Origin of the sequence: Telluria sp. B2 (assembly GCF_051789535.1) — a bacterium.
GTDB lineage: Bacteria > Pseudomonadota > Gammaproteobacteria > Burkholderiales > Burkholderiaceae_D > Telluria.
The window spans coordinates 4242415-4256826 of sequence record NZ_CP196525.1 but is presented as its reverse complement, the minus strand read 5'-3'; the positions used below and the strand labels follow the sequence as shown (position 1 = coordinate 4256826).

The 14412-nt window shown below is 66.3% G+C and carries 13 protein-coding genes; 7 read left to right on the top strand and 6 right to left on the bottom strand.

Features of this window, described 5'->3' with window-relative positions:
• Positions 1 to 269: 269 nt before the first annotated feature.
• The 3 genes from ACSUZJ_RS18855 (at position 270) to rfaE1 (ending at position 2864) form a co-directional block, all read left to right on the top strand.
• The gene (locus ACSUZJ_RS18855) at positions 270 to 593 is read left to right on the top strand and encodes a LapA family protein (protein WP_499410713.1); all 324 of its coding nucleotides are present in this window, start codon (positions 270 to 272) and stop codon (positions 591 to 593) included.
• Between the two features lie 33 nt (positions 594 to 626).
• The gene (lapB, locus tag ACSUZJ_RS18850; protein WP_499410711.1) at positions 627 to 1802 is read left to right on the top strand and encodes a lipopolysaccharide assembly protein LapB; all 1176 of its coding nucleotides are present in this window, start codon (positions 627 to 629) and stop codon (positions 1800 to 1802) included.
• An 84-nt stretch (positions 1803 to 1886) separates the two neighbouring features.
• Positions 1887 to 2864 (top strand): D-glycero-beta-D-manno-heptose-7-phosphate kinase, encoded by a 978-nt coding sequence (gene rfaE1, locus ACSUZJ_RS18845; RefSeq protein ID WP_499410709.1) that lies wholly within the window; start codon positions 1887 to 1889, stop codon positions 2862 to 2864.
• 247 nt (positions 2865 to 3111) lie between these two features.
• Here rfaE1 and ACSUZJ_RS18840 read toward each other — a convergent pair whose 3' ends face one another.
• Entirely contained in the window at positions 3112 to 3849 is a 738-nt protein-coding gene (locus ACSUZJ_RS18840) for a hypothetical protein (RefSeq protein WP_499410707.1), read from the bottom strand.
• Positions 3850 to 4058: 209 nt separating this feature from the next.
• On the opposite strand from ACSUZJ_RS18840, the gene ACSUZJ_RS18835 reads away from it, so the two are divergent.
• From ACSUZJ_RS18835 to cysM, 3 genes are all read left to right on the top strand, one after another.
• Positions 4059 to 4421 carry a ComEA family DNA-binding protein gene (locus ACSUZJ_RS18835; RefSeq protein ID WP_499410705.1) on the top strand — a complete coding sequence of 121 codons (363 nt, stop codon included), beginning with the start codon at positions 4059 to 4061 and terminating at the stop codon, positions 4419 to 4421.
• A gap of 150 nt (positions 4422 to 4571) precedes the next feature.
• Positions 4572 to 5945 carry a M28 family peptidase gene (locus tag ACSUZJ_RS18830; RefSeq protein WP_499410703.1) on the top strand — a complete coding sequence of 458 codons (1374 nt, stop codon included), beginning with the start codon at positions 4572 to 4574 and terminating at the stop codon, positions 5943 to 5945.
• 282 nt (positions 5946 to 6227) lie between these two features.
• Complete coding sequence (gene cysM / locus ACSUZJ_RS18825; protein WP_499410701.1) at positions 6228 to 7130, top strand: cysteine synthase CysM; 903 nt, start codon at positions 6228 to 6230, stop codon at positions 7128 to 7130.
• A 122-nt stretch (positions 7131 to 7252) separates the two neighbouring features.
• On the opposite strand, the gene ACSUZJ_RS18820 is transcribed toward cysM, so the two are convergent.
• The 5 genes from ACSUZJ_RS18820 to ACSUZJ_RS18800 all read right to left on the bottom strand — a co-directional run bounded on the left by ACSUZJ_RS18820 (position 7253) and on the right by ACSUZJ_RS18800 (position 13279).
• Positions 7253 to 7609 (bottom strand): hypothetical protein, encoded by a 357-nt coding sequence (locus ACSUZJ_RS18820; RefSeq protein WP_499410699.1) that lies wholly within the window; start codon positions 7607 to 7609, stop codon positions 7253 to 7255.
• Between the two features lie 450 nt (positions 7610 to 8059).
• Positions 8060 to 9295, bottom strand: a complete 1236-nt coding sequence (gene mltB, locus ACSUZJ_RS18815) for a lytic murein transglycosylase B (RefSeq protein ID WP_499410697.1) — start codon at positions 9293 to 9295, stop codon at positions 8060 to 8062.
• Entirely contained in the window at positions 9292 to 11316 is a 2025-nt protein-coding gene (locus tag ACSUZJ_RS18810; RefSeq protein WP_499410695.1) for a transglutaminase TgpA family protein, read from the bottom strand. The genes mltB and ACSUZJ_RS18810 overlap by 4 nt, the downstream gene beginning before the upstream one ends.
• Complete coding sequence (locus tag ACSUZJ_RS18805; protein WP_499410693.1) at positions 11313 to 12350, bottom strand: DUF58 domain-containing protein; 1038 nt, start codon at positions 12348 to 12350, stop codon at positions 11313 to 11315. The genes ACSUZJ_RS18810 and ACSUZJ_RS18805 overlap by 4 nt, the downstream gene beginning before the upstream one ends.
• An 8-nt stretch (positions 12351 to 12358) precedes the next feature.
• Positions 12359 to 13279, bottom strand: coding sequence for an AAA family ATPase (locus ACSUZJ_RS18800; protein WP_499410691.1), 921 nt, complete (start codon positions 13277 to 13279; stop codon positions 12359 to 12361).
• 177 nt (positions 13280 to 13456) lie between these two features.
• Here ACSUZJ_RS18800 and ACSUZJ_RS18795 point away from each other — a divergent pair, with 177 nt between their 5' ends.
• Positions 13457 to 14386, top strand: coding sequence for a histone deacetylase family protein (locus ACSUZJ_RS18795; RefSeq protein ID WP_499410689.1), 930 nt, complete (start codon positions 13457 to 13459; stop codon positions 14384 to 14386).
• Positions 14387 to 14412 lie beyond the last annotated feature (26 nt).

Genomic DNA, 14412 nt, shown 5'->3' with positions numbered 1-14412 from the left:
CGGTTGTCCTCGCGCATTGCTTCGGATGGCTTGCGACGACGTAGGGTGGGCGCCCTGTGCCCACGCGTGAACGATGAACATTGTTGGCCCACATTGTCGGCCCATTTTGATGCGCCAACGGTATGCGATTTGATGCGCCAACACCATGCGAACATCACGCGTGGGCACGGGGCGCCCACCCTACGCCTCGCGGCGCACGCCGCTCGGCTTTGAAATAAACTTGCAGATATGCGACACTGCGCCTTTGCAGACACCGGCAGAATCACCCGATGAAATTCGTCTCCACCATTGCGGGATTTATCCTGTTCGTGCTGTTTTTCGGCTTCGCGCTGAAGAACACGCAGGAAGTCGACCTTCACTTTTTCCTCAACTATGAACTGCGTGGTCCGCTGGTGCTGATGCTGCTGGCCTTTTTCGTGGCCGGCGCCGCCCTCGGGATCCTGGCCGTGACACCGACCATGTTCCGTCACCGCCGCGAAACCTCGCAACACAAGAACACCATCCAGGCATTGCAGAGCGCCGCCGGCACCGGCAGCGTTCAACCGGCCCCCGACGCGGTTGCCACACCCCCGCGCCCGGCCGCGCCGCGCTGAGCCAGGCGTTAACACGAACATAAAAAGAAAACCATGGAAGCTGAACTCTGGTGGCTGCTGGCCATTCCCTTCTTCTTTGGCCTGGGCTGGATCGCCGCCCGGGTCGACATCCGCCAACTGCTGTCCGAATCGCGCACCCTGCCGCGGGCCTATTTCAGGGGACTGAACCACCTGCTGAACGACCAGCCGGACAAGGCCATCGACGCCTTCATCGAGATCGTCACCCTCGACCCGGAAACGGCCGACATGCACTTTGCGCTCGGTAACCTGTTCCGCCGCCGCGGCGAGATCGAGCGCGCCATCCGCGTGCACCAGAACCTGCTGGCGCGTCCGGACCTGCCGCTGGAACAGCGCACCCATGCCCAGTACGAGCTGGGCATGGACTACCTGAAGGCCGGCCTGCTCGACCGCGCCGAGGAAACCTTCAACGGCCTGGTCGAGAGTTCCTACGCCGTGCAGGCGCGGCGCGCGCTGCTGGAAATCTACCAGCGCGAAAAGGAATGGAGCCGCGCGATCGACGCTGCCAGCGGCCTGCAGTCCTCGGGCGCCGGCGCGCGCCAGAAGGAAATCGCCCAGTTCTATTGCGAACTGGCCCAGGATGCGCTGGTGCGCAACGACAACGCCGACGCCCTGGCGCTGCTGGACAAGGCCCTGCACGCCGACCGCAACAGCGTGCGCGCCACCATGCTGCTGGGCGACGCGCTGCTGGCCCAGGGCGACGTCGAGGGCGCGCTGACGGTCTGGAAGCGCGTCGAGCAGCAGAGCGTGCCTCACGTGGCCCTGGTTGCCGGCCGCCTGATGGATGGCTACCGCCGCGTCGGCCGGCCGCAGGAAGGCGTCAACCTGCTGCGCTCCTACCTCACCGAGGCTTCGTCGATCGACCTGATCGAGGTGATCTTCAAGGCGGTGGTGGAGCTCGACGGCGTCGACGCCGCGCACCAGCTCGTCGTGGACGAACTGCGCCGCAACCCGACCCTGCTCGGCCTGGACAAGCTGCTCGAAGCGCGCCTGATGGATGCGCCGGCCCATGTCTGGGAAGAGCTCTCGATGGTCAAGAACCTGATCCACGGCTACACGGCGAAGCTGGCGCGCTACCAGTGCAGCCACTGCGGCTTCAAGGCGCGCCAGTACTACTGGCAGTGTCCGGGTTGCAGCCACTGGGAAACCTACCCGCCACGCCGCACCGAAGAACTCAACGTCATGAACTGAAGGTAAATGAATTGACGGCGACCGGGCCGCCTCGAGAGAAGCGGCCCGGCTTCTTTGTATCGAATTATCCCGCACCGACACGCCATGAGTACTGCCATCCCATCCCGTCTGCTGGCCGCAGAAGCCTACCTTGCCAACCCCGCCCCCCGGCTCGACCACGTGCGCATGCTGGTGGTCGGCGACGTCATGCTCGACCGCTACTGGTTTGGCGAGGTGTCGCGCATCTCCCCGGAGGCGCCGGTGCCGGTGGTGCGCATCGAGCGGCGCGAGGAGCGCCTGGGCGGCGCCGCCAACGTGGCGCGCAATGCCGCCGCCCTGGGCGCGCACAGCGGCCTGCTGGGCGTGGTCGGCAGGGACGAGGCGGGCGAACAGGTCGAGGCCCTGCTGCGCGACTCCAGCATCCACAGCTACCTCAAGCGCGACGAAGCGATCTCCACCATCATCAAGCTGCGCGTCATCGGTCGCCAGCAGCAGATGGTGCGCATCGACTTCGAGGGCGCCCCGACCGAGACCGTGCTGCGCGACAAGTTCACCCAGTTCCGGGCCCTGCTGCCGGACTACGACGTGCTGATCTTCTCCGACTACAACAAGGGCAGCCTGGTGAATGTCGCCGAGATGATCCGCGAGGCCCGTGCGGCCGGCAAGATCGTGATGGTCGATCCGAAGGGTGACGATTTCTCGATGTACGCCGGCGCGACCATCCTGACGCCAAACAAGTCCGAGCTGCGCCGCATCGTGGGCAACTGGAAGAGCGAGGAACAGCTCACCGACAAGGCGCAGGCGCTGCGGACCGAGCTCGGCCTGGAAGCGTTGCTGCTGACGCGCTCGGAAGAGGGCATGAGCCTGTACACGGACCAGGAAGTGCTGCACGTGCACGCCGATGCGCGCGAAGTGTTCGACGTCTCTGGCGCGGGCGACACCGTGATCGCGACCATGGCGGCGATGCTGGGCGCGGGCGCGCCGCTGGACGTGGCGCTGGCCACCGCCAACCGCGCGGGCGGGATCGTGGTGGGCAAGCTGGGCACGGCGACCGTGACGCGCGAGGAGTTGTTCGGGGCTTGAAACGGGCTGTGCGGACGCCGACGTTCAAATGACGTTGGTGGTTCGGAGAAGTACGACAGCGTGGACACAGGTGTCCACCCTACGAAACCGCCGTTGTAGGGTGGGCTCCCGAGCCCACGCGGTACGACGCCGGCACGTCGAAACGTTCGCAACAATACGGCGTTTTCGTAGGGTGGGTTCTTGAACCCACGCGGTTCGACCCCTGCATGTCGAAACGTCGGCAAAAACGCCACCCGTCGCGAACCGTCTACATCAACAACACCTCCGCATCCTCCGGAATCACCACCCGCGTACTCTCCGGATACGCTTCCTCGCCATCGAACCGGTGGCAGAACACCGTCTCCTGAGCGTGGTTGCGCGCTTCCTCGCTCGTGCGCACGGTGGCCACGACCCGGGCGCCGTCGAGCAGGGTGAGCGGCACGTCGCGCAGGCGGCTGCAGACCGACACCGCGAGCTTGCGCGTGACGGCCCACACCACCGGTTTCTGGTACCAGGGCAGCAGCTTGCCGACCGAGCCGCGCGCGTCGTCGAGCAGGTGGCGCATTGCGCCGATGGTCCAGGCCTCGCGCGGCAGCGTCGGCACCAGCACCAGGTTGACCGACAGGTCCTCGGTTTTCTTGTTGATCAGGAAGTGGCCGCTGTCTTCGGCCATGCGGTCGTTCACCGGCACCATGAACAGACCATCGGCCTGGCGCGCAACCGGCAACGACTCGTTCCCGCCTTCAAGCCAGACCTGGAGGTCGTCCAGGCGCACGCCCTGGTGCGTGGGACGCAACTGCACGGCCAGGGCGGCGCGCCCGCCCAGGGCCTGCTGTACCGCCTTGGCCATCGGGTAGAACAGGTCGCGATAAGGCACCAGGCGCGTGCGCGAGGCCTTGACCTCGACCGTCTGGACGGCCGCATGGGGCGCCTCGACAGCCCCGGCCACGCCTGGGGCGAACAGGAGGAAGAGCAAAGGCGCGAGCAGCATGAACAGTCTTGGCATGGCCAACTCCGGACAGCTTCCAGGGGTATGGGAATATCCAATCGTTCCACGCCCATGCGAAAAACTCAACAGGCGTTGTAGCCAGTGTCGGTTTCGCGGCACAGTGGCCCCTTGATCCGGCTCAACCGTAGCAGGTCAACAGCAGTGCGCCCCAACCGTTAAGCGCGCTGGACGGTATTCGCCGTTCCTGTCACGACTATGGAGACCACATGATCAAGAAACTGATGCTCGCAATTGCCGCGCTGGCCGCTTCGACCAGCTTCGCCTTCGCTCAGGTCGACGTCAACAAGGCCGATGCCGCCGCCCTCGACGGCGTGAAGGGCGTGGGCCCGAGCATGTCGAAAGCCATCCTGGACGAGCGCAGCAAGGGCGAGTTCAAGGATTGGGCCGACCTGCAGAAGCGGGTCAAGGGCCTGGGCGAGAAGAAGGCCGCCAAATTGTCCGAGGCCGGCCTGCAGGTGAACGGCAAGGCGAAGGAGGGCGCTGCGATGGCGGCGAAGAGCGAGGCCAAGCCGGCCAAGGTCAGCGCCAAGGGCGCCGAGGCCAAGCCGGCCGAGGCCAAGGCAATGTAAGAGAGAAGCCGTCGGCGCCCGGTCACGGGCGGCGGCGGGTTCTCTGCCAACGACTTGAACAAATTTTTTAGCGTGTAAGTACTGCGAACAATCGCGTGTGCATGAGAAGATATGTTGCTTGATTGAAGCGCAACGTTTCCAAGGATTACCATGCCTCATGTTCGCATTACCGCCGGCCTGATCGCCGGCCTGGTCGCCGGCGGTGCCGCAGTTGCTGCACCCGCCGCACCTGCCGCTCCAGACGTCACCCGCCACCAGGCGCAGATCGACAAGATCGTCGCCGAGATTTCGCCCAAGCGCATCGAGAATTACATCCGCAAGCTGGTCAGCTTCGAGACCCGCCATACGATGTCCGAGACCGAATCGGACACGCGCGGCATCGGCGCCGCGCGCCGCTGGATCAAGAGCGAGCTGGAGCGTTGCGGCGCCGGCAAGCTGCAGGTCAGCTTCGACAGCCATATCGCGCCGGTCTCGGCACGCATTTCGCGTCCGACCGAGATCGTCAACGTGGTCGCGACCCTGCCGGGCGCCCAGGAAGCATCGAAGGACCGCCTGTACGTGGTCAGCGGTCACTACGATTCGCGCAACACCGATGTCATGGACGCCACCGGCAAGGCGCCGGGCGCCAACGACGACGCCTCGGGCACCGCGGCCGTGATGGAAATGGCCTGCGTGATGTCCAAGTACAACTTCGACGCGACCCTGGTCTTCATGGCCGTCGCCGCCGAGGAGCAGGGCCTGCTGGGCGCCGGCCACTGGGCCAAACAGGCGCGCGCCAACAACCTGAACGTTGCCGGCATGCTGAACAACGACATCATCGGCAGCTCGCGCGCCGACGACGGCCGTGTCGACAACAAGCAGGTGCGCCTGTTCGCGCAGAGCATCCCGGCGACCAGGGAGATGAGCGAGGCCGTGCGCCAGCTGGTCGCCACCGGCGGCGAGAACGACTCGATCACGCGCCAGCTCGCGCGCCACGTGAAGGAGCAGGGCGAGCGCTACGTGAAGGGCTTCAAGGTCAACGTGATCCAGCGCCACGACCGCTACCTGCGCGGCGGCGACCACATGCCTTTCCTGGAGCAGGGCTATGCCGCATTGCGCTTCACCGAGCCGAACGAGGACTTCTCGCACCAGCACCAGAACCTGCGCACCGAGAACGGCAAGGTCTATGGCGACCTGATCGACTTCGTCGACTTCGACTACACCGCCAGGGTCACCAAGGTGAACGCGGCGGCCCTGGCCTCGCTGGCGCTGGCGCCCGCCGCGCCGAAGGACGTCAAGGTGCGCACCGCGAATCTGACCAACGACTCGACCCTGGTCTGGGCAGCAAACGCCGAACCGGACGTCGCCGGCTACCGCATCGTCTGGCGCGAGACCACCGCGGCGCAGTGGGAAGGTTCGAAGTACGTGGGCAACGTGACCGAGGCCACCGTCAAGCTGTCGAAAGACAACTACTTCTTCGGCGTACAGGCGGTGGACAAGGACGGCAACGTCAGCCCGGCGACGTATCCGTTGCCGCTGCGCTGATCGGCGATGGCGCAGGCGGCAACGCCTGTGCCGTTCGCTTTTTGTAGGGTGGACACCTGTGTCCACGCGGTCTCACGGCTAGCCATGTGGCGCGACGGCTGAAATCGCTCTGTTTGTGATCACGATTGGATGTACGGCTGATCATCCGTGCTATACCGCGTGGACTCAGGAGTCCACCCTACCACCCCTCCCGCGTCGTCGTGCGGTCCTCTGGACCACATCACGACGCTCAATTGCTTATCGGATTAAAATGGTGGTTTGAAGAACCGCAAGAGAGCGAACATGGCTTACAAGACCATTGAAGATACGATCGGTAACACGCCGCTGGTGCAACTGGTGCGCCTGCCGGGTGCGGACGCCGCGGCCCGCAACAATGTCATTCTTGGCAAGCTGGAAGGCAACAACCCGGCGGGCTCGGTCAAGGACCGCGCTGCCATGTCGATGCTGAAGAACGCCGAAGCGCGCGGCCAGATCAAGCCGGGCGACACCATCATCGAGGCGACCTCGGGCAACACCGGCATCGCGCTGGCGATGGCCGCCGCAATCCGCGGCTACAAGATGGTGCTCTTGATGCCCGACAACCTGTCGATCGAGCGCCGCCAGAGCATGGCGGCCTACGGCGCCCAGATCATCCTGACCCCGAAGACCGGCGGCATGGAATACGCGCGCGACATGGCCGACCAGATGCAGAAGGAAGGCAAGGGCATCATCCTCGACCAGTTCGCCAACCAGGACAATCCGCGCGCCCACTACGAATCCACGGGCCCGGAAATCTGGCGCGACACCGAAGGGCGGATCACCCATTTCGTCAGCGCCATGGGTACGACCGGCACCATCATGGGCGTATCGCGCTACCTGAAGGAGCAGAACGAGAACGTGCGGATCATCGGCGCCCAGCCGGAAGAAGGCTCGTCGATTCCGGGTATCCGTAAATGGCCGCAAGCCTACCTGCCGAAGATCTTCGACAAGTCGCGCGTGGACCAGGTAGAGAACGTGAGCCAGGCCGCGGCCGAGCAGATGGCGCGCCGCCTGGCGGCCGAGGAAGGCATCTTCTGCGGCATCTCGGCAGCCGGTGCCTGCGAAGTGGCGCTGCGCATTTCGCAGACCGTGGAGAACGCGACCATTGTGTTCATCGTCTGCGACCGCGGCGACCGTTACCTGTCGACCGGTGTGTTCCCGGCGTAAGGGACAAACAGAAACAGAAATAACGAAGGGGCCACACGGCCCCTTTTTTATTGCCACAGGATCCCGGTCACACGACCGTCGTCAAGACCCTGTGCATGTCCGGCGCGCGGCCGGACCTGGCATTACGACTGCTCGCCGGTATTGCCGGTGGCCGCAGGCGCTGCGCCTTCCTTCGGCTTGAACTGCTTGTCGCTGATGCGGAACTTGTTGCGGCGGTCGCCCATCAGGTAACGCAGGTCGCGGATCGACAGGTCGCTCACTTCGTGCATGCGGATCAGCAGCGAAGCGCCAACCGGCAGGCGGTGGTGGCGGATTTTCGAGATGACCGGCGGCGCCACTTCGAGTGCGCGCGACAGGGCTGCGTCGTTCTTCAGGCGCAGGTTCTCGATCAGGGTGTCCAGCAGACGGTTCGGGTTGTATTGCAGCAGTTCATCCGATTCCGAATCGCTGTTCATATCAATGCCGACTTGGTTTGTCATGATTTCAATAATTCCTATGTGGGTTACGGAAAGTCGCTAGCGGCGTTTCGATTCCGGAAGGTCTTTCGAAAAAATCTACTCAATTGTACAACTATTTTTAGGTCTAGTACTTATGAGCAATAGAATTCGGTGCGAACGTCTCTGTTTGTTGTCTTATCGCAACAATAGCCGCAATGCAATTCTCTCACAAACTCACGGAAAAAATAATTGTTTTTTCGTTAAATTTGAGTGTAAAGGAAACAGCTTTTGGCCGCCGCACGTTTCAAAATGACATGCTCGGTTGACAACACTTTGGGGGGTATGTCATCCCCAAGAATGTTTCCATGGAGTATAGAAACGGGGACAACTGGGATACACCGGGGGAGTACCCGGTGCCGAAAAGAATTCACTACGGCAAAACCTTGCCGTTGAAGTTACAACCTGTTACAAAGTTTCCAGCTCTGCAATAGCCTACAGCAGCGCATTGTCGCGGGTTTCGCGCACTGCGCGGCCCAGGTCGATGACCGACATCGCATAGAAATAGCTGCGGTTGTACTTGGTGATGGCGAAGAAGTTGTCGCTGGCGGCCCAGTACTCGGTCGGCTCGGCGCCGTTCTGCAGATCGACCAGGCCGTACAGGCGCCCTTCCGGCAGCGGAATGTCGGGCGTGACGCCGGCGGCGGTCAATTCCTCGGGACGCAGCGTGGCGCTCAGGCCGCGCTCGAGCAGGGGTTCCCAGGCGCGGCTGGGCGAGACCGCGACCTGGATCACCACCGGCGCCGTGTCGCGCGGATTCCAGCCATGCTGGACCAGGAAGTTGGCGACGCTGCCGATGGCGTCGGAAGTCGAGCCGCGCAGGTCGACGTGGCCGTCGCCGTCGAAGTCCACGCCATACTTCAGGATATTGCCCGGCATGAATTGCGGCAGCCCGACCGCGCCGGCGAAGGAGCCCAGCAGCGAGAACGGATCGATGTTCTCGTGACGCGCCAGCAGCAGGGCGTTTTCCAGTTCGCTCCTGAAGAAGGCCGAACGGGCGGCCTGGTTCGGCGCTTCCGGATAGGCAAAGGCAAGGGTGGTGAGCGTATCGAGCACGCGGAAGCGGCCGGTGTCGCGGCCGTAGATGGTTTCCACACCGATGATGCCAACCAGCACCTCGGCCGGTACGCCATAGGTGGCTTCGGCCCGCGCCAGCGCTTCGGCGTTCTCGTTCCAGAAACGCACGCCGGCATTGATGCGGATCGGTTCGATGAAACGGTCGCTGTAGGCCTGCCAGTTCTTCGGCTTGCCCGGCGGCGCAGGTTTGACCAGTTGCACCGCCGACTCGACGAAGCGCACCTGGCGCATCAGCGAGTCGAGCGCGGCGCGGTCGAAACCATGCTTCGCCGCCATTTCGTCGGCAAAGTCGCGCACCGCCTGCCACTCGGCAAAATTGACCTGTTCGCCATCGTAGTCGATGGTCTTCGCCACCACCGCCGCGGCCACGGCCGGCGCCAGGGCCTTGACCACCGGCCTGGCACTGGCCTTGGCGGCCTTGCCCTTGGCCGCCTTGGCAGTTTTCGAGGCCTTGGCGGTCCTGGAAGCCTTGGCCGGTTTGGCTGCCTTGGCCGGACGCGTCTTCGCAGCGTGGCTGCTGTCGGCGGCGTTGACTTGCGAAATCGGGGCTGCGGCGAGGAGGAGAGCGGCGAGAACGGGTACGAACAGTTTCATCTGACTTGCGAAAGTAGGTGCTTCAAGGTCGCGGCAAGGTGGGCGTCGGCGGCGCGCGGCGCATAGCGCCAGCGGCTGTAGCGGTGCAGGAATTCCTGCGCGGCGGCCAATGCTTCCGGCTCCAGCCTGCCTGCCGCCCTGATCCGCGCGGCGTAGGCCTGCGGGCCTTCGTCTGCCGAGCGCGCCAGCCCGAGGCGGGACAGGCGGGTACACAGCGCCGAGTATAGCGCATCGACCGGATCAATTTCCCCGCGGCGGCGCAAAGTGCGCACGAGCAGCAACACAATTGCCAGGATGCCTAGCCAGAGCGGCCAGCGCCAGTCCAGCAGCGAGGACTGCAGCTGCTCGACCATGCCGCGCTGGCGCTGCGGCGTGTAGTTCAGCACCCACTGGTTCCAGCCATTGTTCATGGCGCCCACCGCGTAGCGCATCTGCAACAGCCAGGGGTGGGCTTCGCCGTCGATGCCGATCAGGCCCTGCAAGCCCTCGATGCCGAAGGGGGGACGCTGGGGCAGGGCGCCGCCGGCGCCGCGCTGCACGCGCTCGGGCGAGACCGCCGCCGTCGGGTCGACCCGCACCCAGCCGCGCCGCGCCAGCCAGACTTCGGCCCAGGCATGGGCATCGGACTGGCGCACCGTCAGATACCCATCCAGGGGATTCAGTTCGCCGCCCTGGTAGCCGGTGACCACGCGCGCCGGGATGCCGGCGGCGCGCATCAGGAACACGAAGGCGCCGGCATAGTGCTCGCAGAAGCCGGCCCGGCTGCCGTACAGGAAGCCGTCGACGGCGTCGCGCCCGAGCAGCGGCGGATTCAGGGTGTAGACGTAGTCGTCGCTGCGGAAACTGCGCAGCACGGTGTCGATGCGCCGGGCCGGATCGGGAATCGCACGCAGCTGCAGCCCGGCCATCAGGGCGCGCGGATTGCTGTCGGCAGGCAGTTGCAGCCACTGGTCGGCATCGAAAGGCAGGGCCTCGGCCTGCAGGCGGTAGTGCACGAAGGAGGCGACCTGGTAGCGCAGCCGCGTCTCGATCGGGTGCAGCGTGGTCATTTCGACCTCGCCGCTGAGCCGCGCGGCATTGCCCGCGACCAGCGGCAGGCGCTCCGGCATCTCGAGCGCGAACAGCCAGCGGTTGTTGGCCGGTTCCAGCGTGACCTCGTAGCGCAGCGGCTGGCCGGCCACCGACAGCGCCAGCCTGCGCCCATCCTGGGTCTGGTCCTGGGCTTGATCGTGGGCGGCGCCGACACGGGTCCAGGTGCGTCCGTCGTAGTCGCCCAGCACCGGGCCGCGCCAGTAGAGCAGCTCGCGGTGCGGCGCAGCGCCCTCGAACTTCACGCGGAAGGCCACTTCCTGCGACTGCGCCAGGTTCGCCAGCATGCCCGGCGCCATGGTCTCGGACAGCCCCGAACGCGCGCCGCCGGCGTCGCCCGGAATGCCCCACAGCGGCCCCTGGATGCGCGGGAACAGGAAGAACAGGGCCAGGGCCAGGGGCGCGGCCAGGCCGAGCATGCGCGCGCTCATCAGGAAGCGCTCGCGCAGCGGCGGTACCGCGCCGCTGAACTGGAAGCTCATCTGGGCGGTGAAGAGCAGCAGCACCGAGGCCGCCATCAGGAGCGCGGTGCCGATCCCCTGCTCGTAGAAGAAGTTGGTCAGCACCAGGAAGAAGCACAGGAAGACCACCACGAACAGGTCGCGCCGCGCGTGCATCTCGAGCATCTTGAAAGCCACCAGCAGCACCAGCATGGCGACACCGGCGTCGCGTCCGAGCAGGGTCTGGTAGGTGTGCATCACGCCGAGCATGGCCGCGGCGGCGAGCGGCAACAGGAGCAGGCTGGGCGGCATGCGCTTGCCCTGCAGGGTGATGGCGGCGCGCCAGGCCAGCGTCGCGCCGCACAGCAGCGAGACCCAGAGCGGCAGGTGGGCCGTGTGCGGGATGAGTACCAGCAGCGCGCTGCCGAGCAGCAGCAGGGTATCGGCCTTGTCGCGCGGGAGCGTGGACAGGCGGGACAGCACGGTCTTCATCGCGCGCTCTCCTTGCCGTACAGGGCCAGCGCGCGCAGGCAGGCCGCCTGGTGCGCGGCGCCCAGGCTGGCGTCGAAGTGTTCGGCGCCGAGCCGGAAGGCATAGGGCAGGGCGCGGCCTTCGGCTTCCAGCACCCAGCGCGTCATGCGCGACAGGCGCAGTTCCAGGTCCTCGCGCGGCGGCAGCGCCGCCAGGTCGAGCACCAGTTCGTCGCGCGTGCCGCCCTCGAAATGCTTGGTGGCGAGCTGCCCCCCTTCGCTCGGATCGAGACGCGCGATCTGGCGCCAGGCCAGGCGGCGCAGCGGGTCGCCCGGCTGGTAGGCGCGCACGCCGGCGAAGTCGTCGCTGCCGGCATGGCCGCTGCCGTCGCTCCTGCCGCCGCTGGCCTGGGGCAGCGGCGGCGCGCCTTCCTCGGGGAAGGGATAGACCAGGGCGTGCACCTCCGGGCGCCACCAGGCCCAGGCACGGAACAGCCCGAGGGGAAAGCGCGTGGAGAGCGCCAGGCGCGGCGCCGGCAGCCAGCCGCGCGCCTCGGTCGGTATGGCGATGCGCACGGTCGCGCTGGACGCCGGCGGCACGTCGACCACGTGGCGCGGCTCGCTCATCGACGCGACGTCGATCCGGATGGCGTAGCGCGCGCGCGTCCCGGGATTGGCCAGCTGCAGCTCGAACTGGGCTTCCTGGCCGGCGAACACGGCCGGCGCGCGGCCCGGCGAGAGCACCAGCCCGGCCAGGTTGCGCCAGGTGAGCACCATGTCGACCAGCGCGCAGGACAGCGCCATGAAGGTGAGGGCATAGCCCAGGCCCAGGTTGTAGTTGATCGAGCCGATCAGGAGGACCAGGACCAGCGCGCCGAAGCCCAGCCCCGGCCCGGTCGGCAGGATGTAGATGCGGCGCTGGCCGAGTTCGAGCGCGCCGGCGTCGCGCGCGCCATGCCGGCTGCGCGCGAGCCTGGCGCGCAGCCGGCTCGTGGCCGATCCTTCGGCCGATCCTGTGGCCGATTCCGTGCCCGATCCTGCGCTCGCCTGCGCCATGCCCGTCCTTATACCGGCACCGATTTCTGCAGCTGCAGCACCAGGTCGCGGCTGGCCAGGGCCATGCCCTGGGCCGACTTCAGGGGCCGCAGGCGGTGCGCGCAGACCGGCACCAGCACCGCCTGGATATCCTCGGGCAGTACGTGGTCGCGTCCTTCGAGCGCGGCCCAGGCGCGCGCCGCCTGCAGCAGCGCCAGGGTGGCGCGCGGCGACAGGCCCTCGGCGAACAGCGTGCCCTGGCGCGAGGCCTGGGCCAGCGCCTGCACGTAGTCGATCAGGGCGGGCGATGCGTGGATCCGGCGCAGCGACGCCTGGGCGTCCATCAGTTCGGCGGGCGTCATCGCGGCCTGCAGGGTGCGCAGCATGGCGCGCCGGTCCTCGCCCATCAGCAGCGCGCGTTCGGCGCTTGGATCGGGGTAGCCCAGCGACAGGCACATGAGGAAGCGGTCGAGCTGGGATTCGGGCAGCGGAAAGGTGCCGACCTGGTGCGCCGGGTTCTGGGTGGCGATGACAAAAAAGGGTTCGGGCAGGGGGCGCGTGACGCCGTCGGCCGTGACCTGGCGCTCTTCCATCGCTTCCAGCAGGCCGGACTGGGTCTTGGGCGTGGCGCGGTTGATCTCGTCGGCCAGCAGCACCTGGGTGAAGATCGGGCCGGGGTGGAACACGAAGCCGTTCTTCTCGCGCTCGTAGACCGAGATGCCGGCTACGTCCGCCGGCAGCAGGTCGCTGGTGAACTGGACGCGATTGAACTTCAGGCCCAGCGAGAGCGCCAGCGCATGCGCCAGCGTGGTCTTGCCCACGCCCGGCACGTCCTCGATCAGGAGGTGGCCGCCGGCCAGCAGGCAGGTGAAGGCCAGCCGCACCTGCTGGTCCTTGCCGACCACGATCTGGCCGACCTGGCGGGCTGCATCATGCAATTTGTCGAACATGCTTGGGTTCCAATGCTTGAATGGTGCGACGGTCCGGACGGCATGGTAGATTAGCGTCATTGGCAATCTTTCTTTCCCGCGGTCCGTCCGATTGATTCTATGCGAGAACCGGCATTCCCGGTGTATGGATGAGCAGCAAGACGGCGTACCGCGGGTCGAGCCCACCATGAGCGCACCATGAGCACAGCAATCTACAGCCACCCCGACTGCCTGCGGCACGACATGGGCAACTGGCACCCGGAGTCGCCGGACCGCCTGAAAGCCATCGACGACCAGTTGATCCTGGCGCGCCTGGAGGGCCTGGTGGAACGGCGCCTGGCGCCCCTGGCCGAAGAGCCGGCGCTGCTGCGCAACCATACCGCAGGCGCGCTGGCGCTGGTGCGCGATCACATCCCGGCCGAAGGCGAGTTCTATCCGCTCGATGCCGACACCATCCTCTGTCACGCCAGCTACCAGGCTGCCCTGCGCGCCGCCGGCGCGGCCCTCGCCGCCACCGACGCGGTGATCGCGGGAGACATCGACAACGCCTTCTGCTCGGTGCGCCCGCCGGGCCACCACGCGCGGCCGAGCGAGCCGATGGGCTTTTGCCTCTTCAACAACGTGGCGGTCGCGGCGCGCCATGCGCTGGAGGTGCACGGCCTGGAGCGCATCGCCATCGTCGACTTCGATGTCCACCACGGCAACGGCACCGCCGAGTCCTTCCGCAACGACCCGCGCGTGCTGATGGCGAGCTTCTTCCAGCATCCGTTCTATCCGTATTCCGAACCCGAGCCGATCACCGCCACCAGCGTGAACATCCCGGTGCCGGCCAGGAGCGGCGGCGACGTCGTGCGCCAGCTGGTGCGCGAGCACTGGCTGCCGGCCCTGCACGCCCACCGCCCGCAGATGATCTTCATCTCGGCCGGCTTCGACGCCCACCGCGACGACGACATGGGCGGCATGGCGCTGGTCGAGGCCGACTACGCCTGGATCACGCGCGAAGTGATGGCGGTGGCGCGCGAGCACGCGCGGGGGCGCATCGTCAGCTGCCTGGAAGGGGGCTACGACCTGTCGGCGCTGGGGCGCAGCGTGGTGGCGCACCTGAAGGTGCTGGCGGAGCTGGACTGATCACCACGGACCACCGCCGTTAATGT